The 16266-nt window shown below is 71.3% G+C and carries 18 protein-coding genes; 13 read left to right on the forward strand and 5 right to left on the reverse strand.

Features of this window, described 5'->3' with window-relative positions; all coding sequences use genetic code 11:
- The 3 genes from H299_RS40530 (at position 1) to H299_RS0119645 (ending at position 1068) form a co-directional block, all read left to right on the forward strand.
- Entirely contained in the window at positions 1-117 is a 117-nt protein-coding gene (locus H299_RS40530) for an SGM_5486 family transporter-associated protein (RefSeq protein WP_486587347.1), read from the forward strand.
- 163 nt (positions 118-280) lie between these two features.
- Positions 281-484 (forward strand): hypothetical protein, encoded by a 204-nt coding sequence (locus H299_RS0119640; protein WP_027749797.1) that lies wholly within the window; start codon positions 281-283, stop codon positions 482-484.
- Between the two features lie 65 nt (positions 485-549).
- Positions 550-1068, forward strand: a complete 519-nt coding sequence (locus H299_RS0119645; RefSeq protein WP_027749798.1) for a SixA phosphatase family protein — start codon at positions 550-552, stop codon at positions 1066-1068.
- A 54-nt stretch (positions 1069-1122) separates the two neighbouring features.
- Here H299_RS0119645 and serB read toward each other — a convergent pair whose 3' ends face one another.
- Positions 1123-2397: a phosphoserine phosphatase SerB gene (serB, locus tag H299_RS35110; RefSeq protein ID WP_051262640.1), complete on the reverse strand. Its 1275-nt coding sequence runs from the start codon at positions 2395-2397 to the stop codon at positions 1123-1125.
- A 266-nt stretch (positions 2398-2663) separates the two neighbouring features.
- Here serB and H299_RS0119655 point away from each other — a divergent pair, with 266 nt between their 5' ends.
- From H299_RS0119655 to H299_RS0119670, 4 genes are all read left to right on the forward strand, one after another.
- Positions 2664-5318, forward strand: coding sequence for an FHA domain-containing protein (locus H299_RS0119655; protein WP_078512879.1), 2655 nt, complete (start codon positions 2664-2666; stop codon positions 5316-5318).
- A gap of 176 nt (positions 5319-5494) precedes the next feature.
- On the forward strand, positions 5495-6706 hold the full coding sequence (locus H299_RS0119660) for a GAF domain-containing sensor histidine kinase (RefSeq protein WP_037759678.1): 1212 nt from the start codon (positions 5495-5497) through the stop codon (positions 6704-6706).
- Positions 6699-7343 carry a response regulator transcription factor gene (locus tag H299_RS0119665; protein ID WP_027749801.1) on the forward strand — a complete coding sequence of 215 codons (645 nt, stop codon included), beginning with the start codon at positions 6699-6701 and terminating at the stop codon, positions 7341-7343. The genes H299_RS0119660 and H299_RS0119665 overlap by 8 nt, the downstream gene beginning before the upstream one ends.
- A gap of 137 nt (positions 7344-7480) precedes the next feature.
- The gene (locus H299_RS0119670) at positions 7481-7723 is read left to right on the forward strand and encodes a chaplin (RefSeq protein ID WP_037759738.1); all 243 of its coding nucleotides are present in this window, start codon (positions 7481-7483) and stop codon (positions 7721-7723) included.
- 76 nt (positions 7724-7799) lie between these two features.
- Here H299_RS0119670 and H299_RS0119675 read toward each other — a convergent pair whose 3' ends face one another.
- A complete protein-coding gene (locus H299_RS0119675; protein ID WP_027749803.1) occupies positions 7800-8699 on the reverse strand; it encodes a hypothetical protein in 900 nt (299 codons plus the stop codon).
- Positions 8700-8803: 104 nt separating this feature from the next.
- On the opposite strand from H299_RS0119675, the gene H299_RS0119680 reads away from it, so the two are divergent.
- The 4 genes from H299_RS0119680 to H299_RS0119695 all read left to right on the forward strand — a co-directional run bounded on the left by H299_RS0119680 (position 8804) and on the right by H299_RS0119695 (position 11931).
- Positions 8804-9595, forward strand: a complete 792-nt coding sequence (locus H299_RS0119680; RefSeq protein ID WP_027749804.1) for an ABC transporter ATP-binding protein — start codon at positions 8804-8806, stop codon at positions 9593-9595.
- A 21-nt stretch (positions 9596-9616) separates the two neighbouring features.
- On the forward strand, positions 9617-10039 hold the full coding sequence (locus H299_RS0119685) for an NfeD family protein (protein WP_027749805.1): 423 nt from the start codon (positions 9617-9619) through the stop codon (positions 10037-10039).
- Positions 10040-10135: 96 nt separating this feature from the next.
- A complete protein-coding gene (locus H299_RS0119690; RefSeq protein ID WP_027749806.1) occupies positions 10136-11068 on the forward strand; it encodes an SPFH domain-containing protein in 933 nt (310 codons plus the stop codon).
- 95 nt (positions 11069-11163) lie between these two features.
- Complete coding sequence (locus tag H299_RS0119695) at positions 11164-11931, forward strand: sulfite exporter TauE/SafE family protein (RefSeq protein WP_027749807.1); 768 nt, start codon at positions 11164-11166, stop codon at positions 11929-11931.
- Between the two features lie 46 nt (positions 11932-11977).
- Here H299_RS0119695 and H299_RS0119700 read toward each other — a convergent pair whose 3' ends face one another.
- Positions 11978-12496, reverse strand: a complete 519-nt coding sequence (locus H299_RS0119700; RefSeq protein ID WP_027749808.1) for an HNH endonuclease — start codon at positions 12494-12496, stop codon at positions 11978-11980.
- Between the two features lie 401 nt (positions 12497-12897).
- Positions 12898-13437, reverse strand: a complete 540-nt coding sequence (locus H299_RS0119705; protein ID WP_027749809.1) for a YbhB/YbcL family Raf kinase inhibitor-like protein — start codon at positions 13435-13437, stop codon at positions 12898-12900.
- A gap of 265 nt (positions 13438-13702) precedes the next feature.
- Between H299_RS0119705 and H299_RS0119710 the strand changes: the two genes are divergently transcribed.
- Complete coding sequence (locus tag H299_RS0119710; protein WP_027749810.1) at positions 13703-14134, forward strand: barstar family protein; 432 nt, start codon at positions 13703-13705, stop codon at positions 14132-14134.
- A gap of 40 nt (positions 14135-14174) precedes the next feature.
- On the opposite strand, the gene H299_RS0119715 is transcribed toward H299_RS0119710, so the two are convergent.
- Positions 14175-14957, reverse strand: coding sequence for a sporulation protein (locus H299_RS0119715; protein WP_027749811.1), 783 nt, complete (start codon positions 14955-14957; stop codon positions 14175-14177).
- 127 nt (positions 14958-15084) lie between these two features.
- On the opposite strand from H299_RS0119715, the gene H299_RS0119720 reads away from it, so the two are divergent.
- On the forward strand, positions 15085-15780 hold the full coding sequence (locus tag H299_RS0119720; RefSeq protein WP_027749812.1) for a DNA-3-methyladenine glycosylase: 696 nt from the start codon (positions 15085-15087) through the stop codon (positions 15778-15780).
- The last annotated feature ends 486 nt before the right edge of the window (positions 15781-16266 follow it).

Consider the following 16266-nt stretch of genomic DNA (forward strand, 5'->3'; position numbering starts at 1 on the left):
ATGCCAGTACTTGACCCCAACCCCCAGCACGGGCAGAAGAAGCTGCTCCAGGTCTTCGGCCTGATCTTCGCCATCCTGATCGTCATCGGCGTGATCGCCTCGATCGCCGCGCCCTGAAGGCCCTGGTGCGGCGGCGTTGGTGGGGCTAGCCCCACCATCCCCTAGGGGGCCAGGCTCAGGGGGAACTGGGTGGGTCACCGGATGGGTTCGCGCACCGCGCGCCCGTAGCTTCGAGGTACAGCGAACGACGAGCTACGGACGACTCACGGAGGCGAGCCCCATGGCGGCCCTGACGGACATCACCAGCCCTCCGCGCCGCCGTGCCGTCGCGGTGACCCGGCTGCCCTGGTGGGCGGTGGCCCTGCCCGCCGCCGCCTTCCTCGCCCTGCTGGCGCTCGCCGTCGGCGGCGGCGCGCACGCGGCCGGCACGGACGACACCGGCACGCGGCTGCTGGAGCGGATCGCGACGGCGCTGCCGGGCTGAGGGGCGGTCCGGGGCGTGCCCAACCGCTCGCGCCCGGTGGCGCGTTTCATGCGAAGCTGGAACGCATGAGCGTCGATGTGGCCCGCAGTATCGTCCTTCTCCGGCACGCGAAAGCCGACTGGCCCGATGTGGCCGACCACGACCGTCCGCTCGCGGACCGGGGCCGCAAGGACGCCCCGGGCGTCGGCGAGTGGCTCGCGGCGAACGGCATCAGTCCTCAACTCACCCTGTGCTCCACCGCGGCGCGCACCCGGGAGACCTGGAAGCTGGTCGTACCCGGCCTCCCCCACCGCCCCCGCACGGTCTACGAGGACCGGCTCTACGAAGCCTCCGCGGGCGACATCATCGCGCTGATCAACGAAACCCCGGCCGAGACCGCGGACCTGCTCGTCGTCGGCCACAACCCCGGGATGCACACCGTGGCCGACCTGCTGGCCGGCCGTGCCGAGGGCGACGCGCTGGAGCGCATGGCGCGGGGCGGGTTCCCCACCTCGGCGCTCGCGGTGATCCGGTTCTCCGGTCCGTGGAAGTCCGTCGAGCCCGGCTGCGGCACTCTCGCCGTCTACCACGCGCCGCACGAGTAGGCCGCGCCCGGCCCGTCCGGCGCCCGCGGAGCTCCGGCCCGGCGCCCGCCCGGTTCAGTCCGCCTCGCCGGCCGCCGGGCCGGGCGCCATCGCCTCCGCGGCCTCCGCCGCCTCCACCTCCTCGCGGGTGATGCCCAGCAGATAGAGGACGGTGTCCAGGAACGGCACGGTCACCGCCGTGTGCGCGGCCTCCCGTACGACGGGCTTGGCGTTGAACGCGACACCCAGGCCCGCGGTGTTGAGCATGTCGAGGTCGTTGGCGCCGTCGCCGATGGCCACGGTCTGCACGAGCGGCACGCCCGCCTCCTCGGCGAAGCGGCGCAGCAGCCGGGCCTTGCCCGCCCGGTCGACGATCTCGCCGGTGACCCGGCCGGTGAGTTTGCCGTCCACTATCTCCAGCGTGTTCGCGGAGGCGAAGTCCAGGCCCAGCTCCCGCTGGAGCGCGTCGGTGACCTGGGTGAAGCCGCCGGAGACCACGCCCACCTGGAAACCGAGCCGCTTGAGCGTACGGACCAGGGTGCGGGCGCCGGGCGTGAGCCGTACCTCCTCGCGGACCTTGTCCACCACGGACGCGTCGAGCCCCGCGAGCAGCCGCACCCGTGCGTGCAGTGACTGCTCGAAGTCCAGTTCGCCGCGCATGGCCCGCTGGGTGACCTCGGCGACCTCCGCCTCGCAGCCGGCATGGGCGGCGAACAGCTCGATCACCTCGTCCTGGATGAGGGTCGAGTCGACGTCCATGACCACCAGCCGCTGCGCGCGGCGCTGGAGGCCGGAGGCGACCACGGCCACGTCGACGCCGTACCGGGTGGCCTCCAGGGCGAGGGCGGTGCGCAGGGCGGCGGTGTCGGCGCCGGAGACGTCGCACTCCACGGCGGTCACCGGGTATTTCGCGAGCCGGAAGATGCGGTCGATGTTGCCGCCGGTCGCGGTGATGCTGGCCGCTATGGCGGCGGTCGACTCGGCCGTCAGCGGATGCCCCAGGATGGTGACGTGCGAGCGCCCGGTGCCGCGCGGGCGGTTGTCGCCGGTGCCGGAGATGATCTCGGCCTCCAGCTTCATGGACTCGGCCCAGCTGTGCACGGTGGCGCGCAGCGCGCCCTCGTGCGTGCCGCTGATGCTGGGGCCGCTGGCGGGAGCGGTGACCAGGGCGCACAGGGTGATCCGGCCGCGGGTCACCAGCTGCTCGATGTCGACCACGTCGACGGCGTACGCGGCGAGCGTGTCGAAGAGTCCGGCGGTGATGCCGGGGCGGTCCTTGCCGAAGATCTTGACCAGATACGTCGGGGTGTCGGGCGAGAGCGAGGCGGGAACCGGCTGCGATGTGGTCATGGTGCGTTCACGTTATCGCTGTGGCCTCCCGGTCTCATGCGGGGGCCGTATGGTGGACTCGGGTGAGCCCGGGTACGTAGGGTTCGCTTTCTGCGCGGAGCGGTGGAGCCGACCGGCTTCCACGGGGGTTTGGATTGATTTCGTCGTGCCTGACGAGGGCATTTCACGGGGCGGCTTCCTGTCAGGCCAGGGAGCCTGAAATAGTTCCCCACGATGTTCACCATCCCTAGACCCCCTTCGCGGGGGGTAGCTCGGGGGACAACTTTGTGGGGCATGGAGTGCCGGAACTCGTACTGGAACTGAACGGACAGACCTGGACGCTCGACGCGTCCAGGGCGTACAACCTGGGGCGCGATCCGCAGGGGGACGTGGTGATCGAGGACGCCAGAGTTTCCTGGCGGCATGCCACGCTGCGATGGGGGGGACGTGCCTGGCTCATAGAAGACCACGGCAGCACCAACGGCACGTATGTGCACGGTCAGCGGATTCAGCAGATGGAGGTCGGCCCCGGTACCAGCGTGTACCTGGGGAACGCCACGGACGGTCCGCGCATGAGCCTCTCCAGCCCCCAGGCGGCGGCAGCCGCACCGGCGGGGGCCGGACCCGGGATGCAGGCCCAGCAACAGGCGCCCCACCAGCAGGTCCAGCACCAGGCCCCGCCGCAGCACGCCCAGCAGCACCAGGCCGCACCTCCCCAGCAGGTCCCGCAGGCGGCACCGCCGCAGCAGGGCGCGCCCGCGGGCTGGGGCCAGCAGCCCGCGCCGGCGCAGCAGCCCATGCAGCCGCCGTACGGCCAGCAGCCGGGCCAGCCGCCCGGCTGGCAGCAGCAGGCCCCGCCGCAACAGCCGCAGCAGGTCCCGCACCAGCAGCCCCCGCAGCACCACCAGCAGGCCCCGCCGCCGCAGGCCGGCGACCACCGCAGCCCGACCACGTTCCACCAGCTGGCGCTGGGCCGCGTGATGCGCATCGGCCGTGCGCTGGAGAACGAACTGGTCGTCTCCGACCTCCAGGTCTCCCGCCACCACGCCGAGTTCCGCGCCTCGCCGGACGGCCGCTTCGAGATCCACGACCTCGGCAGCCACAACGGCACCTACGTCAACGGCCAGCCGCTGGCGAAGGCCGGGTCGGCGGTCCTGACGCCGCACGACACGGTCAGTGTCGGTCACTCCACCTTCCGGCTGGTGGGGGACAGGCTCGAGGAGTTCGTCGACACCGGTGAGGTCTCCTTCTCGGCCCGCCACCTGACGGTCAAGGTCGACAACGGCAAGGTCATCCTCAACAACGTCACCTTCGGCATACCGGAGAAGTCGCTGGTCGCGGTGATCGGCCCGTCCGGCTCGGGCAAGTCGACGCTGCTGCGCGCCCTCACCGGCTACCGCCCGGCGAACTACGGCGACGTCCTCTACGACAACCGCAACCTCTACAAGCATTTCGCCGAGCTGCGCCAGCGCATCGGACTGGTCCCGCAGGACGACATCCTGCACAAGGAGCTGACGGTCCGCACCGCCCTGCGCTACGCCGCGCGGCTGCGCTTCCCCGGCGACGTCGCGGAGGCCGAGCGCAACGCCCGCATCGAGGAGGTGCTGGCCGAGCTCAAGCTCGACATCCACGCGACCAAGAAGATCACCTCGCTCTCCGGCGGCCAGCGCAAGCGGGTCTCGGTCGCCCTGGAGCTGCTGACCAAGCCCTCGCTGATCTTCCTGGACGAGCCGACCTCGGGCCTGGACCCGGGCATGGACCGCGACGTCATGCAGCTGCTGCGCGGCCTGGCGGACGACGGGCGCACCGTCTTGGTGGTCACCCACTCCGTCGCGGAACTGGCACTGTGCGACAAGCTCCTGGTGATGGCCCCGGGCGGCGGCGTCTCCTACTTCGGCCCGCCGGAGGAGGCGCTCAACTTCTTCGGCTACGACAGCTGGGCGGACGTCTTCTCGGCCTTCGAGAACTACCGGGACTACGACTGGATGGGCCGCTGGCAGGGCTCGCAGCACTACCAGATGTACGCCGCGGACATCGACGCCGTGGAACCGCAGGCCCAGCAGTTCATGCCGCAGGTACCGACCAGGATGCAGAAGCCGCAGAGCTGGGCCTCCCAGCTGTGGACGCTCACCCGCAGATACGTCTCCGTCATCGCCTCCGACAAGGGCTTCATGGCGCTGATGCTGGCCCTTCCCGTCCTGCTCGGCGTGGTCAGTACGGTCATTCCGGCGGACTACGGCTTCACCAAGCATCCGCAGGACCCGAAGCTCTCCAACTCGGCCGCGGGAACCATCCTGCTCATCCTCGCGGTGGGCATGTGCTTCTCCGGCGCGGCCAATTCGGTCCGCGAGCTGATCAAGGAACGCGTCATCTACGAGCGGGAACGGGCGACCGGCCTCTCCCGCTCGGCCTACCTGATGTCCAAGGTGCTCGTCCTCACCTGCATCACGGCCTTCCAGGGCGTGATCCTGTGCGTCATCGGCTTCTCGGTGCGGGACCTCCCCGAGGAGGGCCTGGTCGTGCCCGCCGCGGTGGAGATGTGCGTGGCGATCATCGCCCTCGGCTTCACCTCCATGGCGTTCGGGCTGATCATCTCCTCCCTGGTCAAGACCGCCGAGAAGACCATGCCGCTGCTGGTCATGTTCGCGATCGTCCAGGTCGTCTTCACCGGCATCCTCTTCCAGCTCTACGACTCGCTGGGCGTCGAGCAGGTCGCCTGGCTGATGCCCTCGCGCTGGGCGATCGGTGCGGCCGGCTCCTCCATGGACCTGGCGACCGTCATGGCCCCCTGGGAGCCCGGCGGTGACCCGGACCCGCTGTGGGAGCACAGCGTCGGCATCTACGTGCTGGACATGACGATCCTGGTGGCCATGGGCGTCGTGTGCTGCATCGTGGTCGCGCGGCTGCTGCGCCGCCACGAGCCGGAGGTCATGCGCAAGTAGCACGTCCCCGCCCTCGTACGGGGGCGCACGGGAGGGCGGCACCCACGCGGGTGCCGCCCTCCTGCCGTACGCCGCCCGGCCCCGCCCCGTACGTCCGGGGACCTACGCCCACCGGACCGCCCCGCCCCCGCGCCGGGCCGATACGCCGGGGCCCCCGCGCCGGTACCGTGATCGGCATGGTCCCCCGTACCGGGCTGGCCGCCGTCAGCGCGGCGCTGCTCGCGATGAACCGGCATCTCGAGGTGCGCGACGTCCTCCAGACGATCGTCGCCTCCGCCCGCGAACTGCTCGACGCCGAGTACGCCGCCCTCGGCGTGCCCGACGACCACGGCGGCTTCGCCCAGTTCGTGGTGGACGGCGTCACCGACGAGCAGTGGCGCGCCATCGGCCCCCTGCCCCGCCAGCACGGCATCCTCGCCGCGATGCTGCACGACGCCACCCCGCAGCGCCTCGCCGACGTCCGCGACGATCCGCGCTTCGGCGGCTGGCCGGCGGCCCACCCGGACATGTCCGACTTCCTCGGCATGCCCATCGCCGCCGCCGACGAAGTGCTCGGCGCGCTTTTCCTTGCCAACAAGAGGGGCCTTGCCAACAGGAGGGGCCTGGCGGACAAGGAGGGCCCCGCGGGCGACGAGGGCGCGCCGGAGCCCGGCCGGTCGTGCGCCGCCGGGGTGTGCGGCTTCACCGAGGAAGACGAGGCCCTGCTGCGCGTGCTCGCCCAGCACGCCGCCCTCGCGCTCACCAACGCCCGGCTCTACGAACGCAGCCGCGAGCTGACCATCGTCGGCGAGCGCACCCGCATCGCGCACGAACTGCACGACGCCGTCTCCCAGAAGCTCTTCTCCCTCCGGCTCACCGCCCAGGCCGCCACCGCCCTGGTCGACCGGGACCCCGCCCGCGCCAAGGAGGAGCTGCACGAGGTCTCCCGGCTCGCCGCCCAGGCCGCGGACGAACTGCGTGCCGCCGTCGTCGAGCTGCGCCCGGCGGCCCTGGACGACGACGGGCTCGTCGCCGTGCTGCGCTCGCAGGCCCAGGTGCTCGACCGCGCGCACTCCGCCCGCGTCAGCTTCGTCTGCGAGGGCGTGCGCGCGCTGCCCGCCGCCCAGGAGGAGGCGCTGCTGCGAGTGGCCCAGGAGGCGATGCACAACGCACTGCGGCACGCCGCCGCCGGCCGCCTGGACATCACCCTCACCCGGCGCGGCGCCGGCGCCGTCCTGCGCGTCGCCGACGACGGGCGCGGCTTCGACACCACCGTCGTACGGCGCGCGGGGCGCCATCTGGGCCTGGTCTCGATGCGCGACCGTGCCAGGGGCGTCGGCGGCAGGCTCACCGTCGCATCGGAGCCCGGCAAGGGCACCACGATCGAGATGGAGGTACCCGGTGGCTGAACCGGGCACGATCAGGGTCCTGCTGGTGGACGACCACCAGGTCGTGCGGCGCGGACTGCGCACCTTCCTGGAGATCCAGGACGACATCGAGGTCGTGGGCGAAGCCGCCGACGGCGCGCAGGGCGTGGCGTGCGCCGAGGAACTGCGCCCGGACGTCGTCCTGATGGACGTGAAGATGCCCGGCACCGACGGGATCGACGCGCTGCGGCAGCTGCGCGAACTCCACAACCCCGCCCGCGTACTGGTCGTCACCAGCTTCACCGAGCAGCGCACCGTCGTCCCGGCGCTGCGCGCGGGTGCGGCCGGGTACGTCTACAAGGACGTCGACCCGGACGCGCTCGCCGGCGCCATCCGCTCCGTCCACGCCGGGCACGTGCTGCTCCAGTCCGAGGTGGCCGGGGCGCTGCTCTCGGACAGCGGCGCGACCGGCGGCGGACGGGGCCAGTCGCTCACCGAGCGCGAACGCGAGGTGCTGGCGCTCATCGCCGACGGCCGCTCCAACCGGGAGATCGCCCGCGCGCTGGTGCTCTCGGAGAAGACCGTGAAGACCCATGTGTCGAACATCCTGATGAAGCTCGATCTCGCGGACCGCACCCAGGCCGCGTTGTGGGCGGTACGGCACGGTCTGACCGGCTGACGGGCGGGCGGGATTCATTCAGTCGTGTGGTTCTCGGCCGTATGGCGCACCCTGCCGGGCGGTCGGGCCGTTCTCCATGGCGCAGTGCGGCGATTGGCCGCGGTGCTTCGTACCAGGAGGATGTCGTAGTGAAGAACATGAAGAGGATCGCCGCCGTCACGATGGCCGCCGGTGGGCTCGTCGTCGCCGGTGCCGGTGCGGCCACGGCGGCGGGGGCGCCGGACGCCGCCGCGCAGGGCGTCGCCAAGCACTCGCCGGGCGTCGCCTCGGGCAACCTCGTGCAGGTGCCCATCCACGTGCCGGCCAACGTCTGCGGCAACACGGTCAACGTGATCGGCGTGCTGAACCCGGCCGTCGGCAACACCTGCGTCAACGCCTGAGCACGGCCCTGGAGTGCCCCGCCGCCCGCACCGGGCCGCGGGGCACTCCGCTGTCCGCGGCCCGCCCTCGCGGACCTCAGCCGCCTCTGCGCTCCAGCTCCTCCGTGTACGCGTTGTACGCGGCCACCTGGGCCCGCCGCGCCGTACGCTCCACCGGGCGCAGCGCCCGCGCGCGTACCTCGATCTCGGACGCGCTCACCGCGCCCCCGTGCTCCCGCCCGTCGCCGCCGCGCGCGTGGGCGATCGCGACCAGCGCCCCCACCCGCTGCGCCAGTTCCAGCACCCGGACCGCCCGCGGCGGATAGCCCGGGGCCAGCAGCTGCCGGCCGGCCTCCATCCGGGCCCGGTAGGCGGCCAGCGCCGCGTCCGAGGCGGGCCCGGAACCGGCCACGTCCAGCCGGGTCAGAAGCTCCGTCGCCTCCCGCATCGCCTCCGCCAGTTCCCGCTCCGCCTCGCCCAGCGAGGGCACGTCGGCGGGCGGCGCCTCCCGTACGGGCAGGCAGTGCCACACGACCTCGACATGCGTGTCGTCCGGATGCACGCCGTCCCCCGCGGGCCCGGCGGCCAGCACCTCGGGCACCAGGCCGAGCCCGGCGCCGGAGGCGAGCACGGCCTCGCCCGCCTCCAGGGCGCGGCTGTTGAACTCCGGCGGGCCGCTGAGCCCGAGCGGGTGCCCCGGTACGGGCAGCGCGACGCGCAGCCCGGCGGCGCCCAGCGTGCGCAGCCGGCCCAGCGCCATGGTGAGGCCGACCGGCGGCGCCCCGTCCGGCTCAGGCGGCTGCGGCGGCTGCGGCGGGGTGTGCGGCGGCCCGCCGCCGGCACCGTCCTGCGGTCTGCTCCCCTCGGGCAGTGCGGCGACCCGGTGCACCGCGTCGTCCCCCACGATCCGCAGTGCGGCCTCGTCGGGCGAGATCTCTCCGGCAAACAGGGCGTTTCCCCAGGCGGCCAGCCGCCCCGAACGCGGTTCCTCAAGCATGACCCCAGCCTAGGGAACGTCCTCGTGACGGTGTGGCGTAGGTTTTCCCTGGGGACTGTGCCGGTTGGCACGGGCAACACGACTGCAATGGGAGACGCGCGCTCATGAGCGATGTACTGGAGCTGGTGGACGTATCCGTGGTCCGCGAGGGCCGTGCTCTGGTGGACGAGGTCTCCTGGTCGGTGAAGGAGGGCGAGCGCTGGGTGCTCCTCGGCCCCAACGGCGCCGGCAAGACGACCCTGCTCAGCATCGCGTCCAGCTATCTCTTCCCCAGCTCCGGTACGGCCACGATCCTGGGCGAGCGGCTCGGCAGCGTCGACGTGTTCGAGCTGCGCCCCCGTATCGGCGTCGCCGGGATGGCGGTCGCGGAGAAGCTGCCGCGCAGCCAGACGGTGCTGGAGACGGTGCTCACCGCCGCGTACGGCATGACCGCGCACTGGCGCGAGCGCTACGACGCGGTGGACGAGGAGCGGGCGCTCGCCTTCCTCGACCGGCTGGGCATGAGCGAGTACCTGGAGCGGAAGTTCGGCACCCTCTCGGAGGGCGAGCGCAAGCGCACCATGATCGCCCGCGCGATGATGACCGACCCCGAGATGCTGCTCCTGGACGAGCCCGCCGCCGGGCTCGACCTCGGCGGCCGGGAGGACCTCGTCCGGCGGCTCGGGCGCCTCGCGCGTGACCCCTACGCACCCTCGATGCTGATGGTGACCCATCACGTGGAGGAGATTGCGCCGGGCTTCACCCATGTTCTGATGATCCGTCAGGGAAAGGTGCTGGCCGCCGGACCGGTGGAGACCGAGCTGACCTCCCGCAACCTCTCGCTCTGCTTCGGTCTGCCGCTCGTCGTCGAGCAGCGCGGAGACCGCTGGACCGCACAGGGTCTGCCGCTGCGCTGACCGCACGCCTACCATGGACTCGTGGACGCATGGGTGTGGTGGCTGATCGCCGCCGTAGGACTGGGAATCCCCCTCGTACTGACCGCCATGCCTGAATTCGGCATGCTCGCGGTGGGCGGCGTGGCCGCCGCCGTCACGGCCGGGCTCGGCGGCGGCGCCGTGGCGCAAGTGGTCGTCTTCGCCGTCGTCTCGACCGCGCTGATCCTGGTCGTGAGACCGCTCGCGAAGCGCTCGACCAGCGCGCGGCCGGGGCTGCGCAGCGGTGTCGACGCGCTCCAGGGGCGCCGTGCGCTGGTGCTGGAGAAGGTGGACGGGCAGGGCGGGCGGATCAAACTCGCCGGCGAGGTCTGGTCGGCGCGCGCGCTCGATCCGGCCCAGGCATACGAGCCGGGAAGCCAGGTGGACGTGGCCGAGATCGACGGGGCCACCGCCGTCGTGATGTGATGGTCGGGTAACGGCCGTACGACTGAGGGTTCCCGCGCGGATCTCACGCAGCGCACCGCCACAGCGAATCTCTACCGACGAGCAGGGGGACTGGCGATGGACGCCATCATCATTGTCCTGATTATCCTCGTGGTGCTGGTGTTCATCGCCCTCATCAAGACGATTCAGGTCATCCCGCAGGCCAGCGCCGCCATCGTCGAGCGCTTCGGCCGGTACACCCGTACGCTCAGCGCCGGGCTCAACATCGTCGTGCCGTTCATCGACACGATCCGCAACCGCGTCGACCTGCGCGAGCAGGTCGTGCCCTTCCCGCCGCAGCCCGTCATCACCCAGGACAACCTGGTCGTCAACATCGACACGGTGATCTACTACCAGGTGACCGACGCCCGCGCCGCGACGTACGAGGTCGCCAGCTACATCCAGGCGATCGAGCAGCTCACCGTCACCACCTTGCGGAACATCATCGGCGGCATGGACCTGGAGCGGACCCTGACCTCCCGTGAGGAGATCAACGCGGCCCTGCGCGGCGTGCTGGACGAGGCCACCGGCAAGTGGGGCATCCGCGTCAACCGGGTCGAGCTGAAGGCGATCGAGCCGCCCACCTCCATCCAGGACTCGATGGAGAAGCAGATGCGCGCCGACCGCGACAAGCGCGCGGCCATCCTCCAGGCGGAGGGCGTGCGGCAGTCCGCCATCCTCACCGCCGAGGGCGAGAAGCAGTCGGCGATCCTGCGGGCGGAGGGCGAGTCGAAGTCCGCCGCGCTGCGGGCCGAGGGCGAGGCGCAGGCGATCCGTACGGTGTTCGAGTCCATCCACGCCGGCGACCCGGACCAGAAGCTGCTCTCCTACCAGTACCTCCAGATGCTGCCGAAGATCGCCGAGGGCGACGCGAACAAGCTCTGGATCGTGCCCAGCGAGATCGGGGACGCGCTCAAGGGCCTCGGCGGCGCGCTCGACGGCTTCCGCGGCGGCGGGAACAGCGGGGGCAACAGCGGCGGGGACGGCGGCGGCACCCCGATGACGAAGTAGCGGCGCCGGACCGACGGCGACCCGGACGCGTGTCCCGAGCACCTCTCGGGCATGATCGGTGCACTGAGCACCGACTGTTCGAGAGGCGCTGACGCGTGAGCATCTGGGAGGCACTGGCCGTCGCTCTCGCCGGAATCGGCGCGGGCACCATCAACACCATCGTCGGATCCGGGACGCTCATCACCTTCCCGGTCCTCCTCGCCGTCGGCCTGCCGCCCGTCACCGCCAACGTCTCCAACGCTCTGGGCCTCGTGCCCGGCTCCATCAGCGGGGCCATCGGCTACCGGCGGGAGCTGAGCGGGCAGCTCGCCCGGGTGCTGCGGCTCAGCGCCTTCTCGTTCCTCGGCGGGCTGGCCGGCGCGATACTGCTGGTCACCCTGCCGTCCAGCGCGTTCGACCTGATCGTCCCCGCCCTCATCGGGCTCGCGCTGATCCTCGTGGTGCTCCAGCCCCGCCTCGCCCGCGCCGTCCAGCGCCGGCGGGAGCGCAACGGCGACCGGTCGCACCCCGACGGCGGACCGGGCCTGATGGGCGGCATCGCGGCCTCCAGCGTGTACGGCGGCTATTTCGGCGCCGCACAGGGCATCATCTACATGGCCCTGATGGGGGCACTGCTCCGCGAGGACCTGCAACGGCTCAACGCCGTCAAGAACGTCCTGAGCGCCATCGTCAACGGCACCGCCGCGCTCTTCTTCCTCTTCGTCGCCGACTTCGACTGGACCGCGGTCCTGCTGATCGCGGTGGGGTCGGCGGCCGGCGGCCAACTCGGCGCCCGTATCGGACGCAAGCTGCCGCCGGCCGCGCTGCGCGGGGTCATCGTCGCAGTCGGGATCGTGGCGATCCTCCAACTGCTGCTGGGCTGACGCCCGGACCCGCCCGGACCCCGCCGGGCCTCTTCCGCCCCGCCGCTCAGGCCGCCGGCGCGGGCGCGGGCAGTGCCAGCCACTCCGGCAGCGTGTCGCCGTCGCGCAGTCCGAGCGCCAGCAGCAGCGCGTCGGCGGGCGTCGGCTCGAAGGGCTGGACCAGCAGCCGCATCCCCGCCTGCGCGGGAGTACGGTCCGCCTTGCGGTGGTTGTCCGGCGCACAGGCCGCGACGGTGTTCAGCCAGGTGTCCCCGCCGCCGTGCGAGCGCGGCACTACGTGGTCCACCGTGGTCGCCCGCCGGCCGCAGTACGCGCACCGGTGCCGGTCACGTACCAGGACCCCCCGCCGCGACCACGGCGCCCGTTGTCGGAAGGGGACCCGTACGTATCTGCGGAGCCGGATCACCTGCGGCACGGGCAGGTCGACCGTCGCGGCGCGGAGCCGAACTCCGGGGTGCGCGTGCTCGACGACGGCCTTGTCCTGCATCACCAGGACGACCGCGCGCCGCAGCGACACCGTCGACAGCGGCTCAAAGCTCGCGTTGAGGACCAGCGTCTCGCGCATCCTCTCCACCTCCCCGGTCGGCCCCGCTCAGATCGCGAGGTGGCTCCACTGTGCCGGTGCGCGCACTCCCGTACAACGCAATTTCCCTTTCCTGTACGGCAGGTGAAGAGACCCGGTCATCGAAAGGCACACCGGAGGAATGACGACCGGCAACACTGTGCGGCGCGCGGAGAAGGGGAAAAGGAAAGGGTTAGGGAAGAGGAAAGGAGAAGCAGGCGCGGGGAGACACCACCGCGTGAGGCGGGCAGTCGGCGCGGCCGTCCGGCCCCCGGCCGGACTCCGGCGGGCGGCTCGCGCGCAGACACAGGCGCGCCGCCGCCCCCGCGGATTCGCGGTACCGACTGCCCAGGGCACCACAGTGCGCGCGGCACCCAGGCAGCCGCAACGCGTTTTCGCCTCCCTCAGCCCGCCGCGGGCGTCTCGTGCTCACCGATCAGCTGAGCCCGCGCGAGGGTGTGGAACCGCAGGTTGAAGCCGACCACCGCGGGCGCCGCCTCGGCGTCGGGGCCCAGCTTCTCGGTGTCCACGGCGTAGACGGTGAAGACGTAGCGGTGCGGTCCGTCGCCGGGCGGGGGCGCCGCACCGCCGAAGTCCCGGGTGCCGTAGTCGTTCCGTACGTGCACCGCGCCCTCCGGCAGCCCCTTCATCTCCCCCGACCCGGCTCCGGTCGGCAGCTCGGTCACCGAGGCCGGGATGTCGAAGAGGGACCAATGCCAGAAGCCGCTGCCGGTCGGCGCGTCCGGGTCGAAGCAGGTGATGGCGAAGCTCTTGGTGCCCGCCGGGAAACCCTCCCAGCGCAGGTGCGGGGAGGTGTTCCCCTGCGCGTACACCTGCGCGGACCCGAGCCGCTCACCTTCGCCCACCTCGTCGCTGACCACGGTGAAAGCCGGGACGGGGGGATGGAAGGCATGGGGGAGCGGACGCCGCTCGTGCTCGGTCACGTGGAACCTCCAGGTCCGAAGAATCGCTGTATCGGCCAGCCTAACCAGGGCGGGTCGGCCCGGCAGGCGGCATCGCCGGGTGCTACCAAGGAAGCCCGCGAGCCCCTGTGCCCCTGCCGGCGAGGACCGCTGCCCGCCGGTGCGCGAGAGCCTTCGCGCGGCGGCTGCCGCGGCCTCGGCATGGGTACGACGAGGGGCACACGCGAGGGGCGAGCGCCAAGACACCAGTGACCACTACGAGACCTTCAAAGCGGGTGGTGCAATCGTGACCAGCTCTGTGGACCTGCCCGAACTGCCGGACGACGGCCTGAGCGGCATCTTCGACGGCACCGTGCCGCCGGGGGTGTACCGGGTCGCCTCGGTGGGGCCGGAGGCGCTGCTCCAGGCCCAGGCGGAGGACTGGCAGGCCGCGGTGATCGATCTGGGCGGGGTCACCGACAAGGCCGCATTCCTGGACAGCTGCGCCACCGGGCTGGAACTGCCCGACTGGTTCGGCCGGAACTGGGACGCCCTCGCGGACTGCCTCACGGATCTGTCCTGGTGGGGTGAGCCCCGCGGCTATCTCGTGCTGACCAGCGGCTGGGTGGAGTTCGCGGCCGCCGCTCCGCAGGAAGCGGAGACGGCCGCCGAGATCCTCTCGGCGGCCGTCGGCTACTGGACGGTGAGGGACGCGCCCCTGGCCGTGCTCCTGGGCTGACCGGCGCGGCCGACCGCCCGCCGCACCCGGGGCCGCGGCCTCAGAACCAGTTGCGCTTGCCCCCGACCTCGGCGAGCCACTGGTTGAGGTAGGCGCTCCAGTCGGTCTCCTGGAAGTTGGCCAGCCCCATGGTGAAGGAGCGGTACGAGTCGCTGCCCTCGCTGAACAGGCCGGGCTTCTTGTCCATCTCCAGGACGACGTCCATCTCCCTGTCGTCCGAGACGAAGCTCAGCTCCACCGCGTTCAGACCGCGGTACTGCTCCGGAGCGTAGAACTCGATCTCCTGGTAGAAGGGCAGCCGCTGGCGGGTGCCGCGGATCTGCCCCTTCTCCATGTCCGCGCTCTTGAAGCGGAAGCCGAGGGCACCGAAGGCGTCCAGAAGCGCCTGCTGCGCGGGCAGCGGGTGCACGTTCACCGGGTCGAGGTCACCGGAGTCGACCGCGCGGGCGATCTCCAGCTCGGTCACGACGCCGATGTGCATCCCGGTCAGATGGCGGCCCAGGAAGGTGGTGATGGGCGTCTCCCACGGGATCTCCAGCCCGAACGGCACCGCGTGCACCGCTCCGGGCTGCACCTCGAAGGCACCGCCGAGCTGCTGCTTGTGGAACTCGATGTTCTGCTTGAACTCGCTGTCCTGGCTCTCCACCTCGACCTGAGCCTGAAGGCCGACCGACAGGGCCTCGATCTGCTGGGCGACCGATCCGCCCTGCACCCGCACCTCGCCCTGCACGATTCCGCCCGGTACCACGTTCGGCTCGGTCAGCACCGTCTCGACCGATGCACCCCCCGCGCCCACGCTGGCAAGCAGCTTCTTGAAGCCCATGCTCATCCTCTCCAGGATCGGCTTTTCTCCGAGTACCGCTGTGAAGTCGTACCGCGGTGACGTACTGCCCGTAACAAACGCGACAGCCGCGCCGGCGGTTCCACCCCGTCGACTACGCTCCGACGGCATGATCGCTGGCCGAGACTGTACGCCTGACGCCGGGGACGAGTACGCCCCGTTGCCCCGTTCCTTCTTCGACCGGCCCGTGCTCGAGGTCGCCCCGGACCTCCTGGGCCGAATCCTCGTGCGCAACACGGCGGACGGGCCGATCCTGCTCCGGCTGACCGAGGTGGAGGCGTATGCGGGGGAGGTCGACCCCGGCTCGCATGCCTACCGCGGGCGGACCCGGCGGAACGCCTCGATGTTCGGCCCGCCGGGCCACGCGTACGTCTACTTCATCTACGGGATGTGGTGGAACCTCAACCTGGTCTGCGGCCCGGAAGGCCACGCGAGCGGGGTCCTGCTGCGGGGAGGGGAGATCCTGGCGGGTGAGGAGCGGGCCTGGGCGCGCAGGCCGAAGGCCCGCAAGAGCACCGAGCTGGCCAAGGGACCGGCCCGGCTGGCCACCGGTCTGGGTATCGACCGGGCCCTGGACGGCGCCGACGTGTGCGGCGACGACCCGGCTGCGCCGCTGCGCATTCTCACGGGCCGGCCCGTGACCGCGGACGTCATACGGGCGGGGCCGCGCACCGGAGTGGGCGGTGACGGGGCGGGCCATCCCTGGCGCTTCTGGCTGGACGGCGATCCCACTGTCAGCCCCTACCGGGCACACCAGCCGAGGCGGCCGAGGAAGGGACTTGACGCGACCCGGCCCGACGCCTAGTGTAGTCCGAGCCGCTTGAACGGGGCAGCCTGGCACGGCAACCGCAAGGTTGGGTGACGGTGCTCCGAAGTGGCCAACCACTATCTACGATTCCCGAGCAGGGTTCAATTTCGGCGTGCCGAAATTTCTCCCTCAAACCACCGATTATGCATCGGCCGGGAAACTTGTTAACGTAGTGGAAACCGAAGGGAAAGCCCGGAGGGTGTCGGAGACGGCATTCGAAGGAAGCGTCCGTTCTTTGAGAACTCAACAGCGTGCCAAAAGTCAACGCCAGATATGTTGATACCCCCGCCATTCGGGGTCTGCCTGCAAGTCTGTGGGTGGGTTTCGGTGGTGGTGGTTCCTTTGAATGATGTTGTACAGCGAGGACGCTGTGGTCGGCTGGATTATTCCTCTGGTCGACCCGCTCTCGTGCTGCTTTTTTGAAGCATTCACGGAGAGTTTGATCCTGGCTCAGGACGAACGCTGGCGGCGTGCTTAACACAT

The organism is Streptomyces sp. CNH287 (assembly GCF_000424825.1).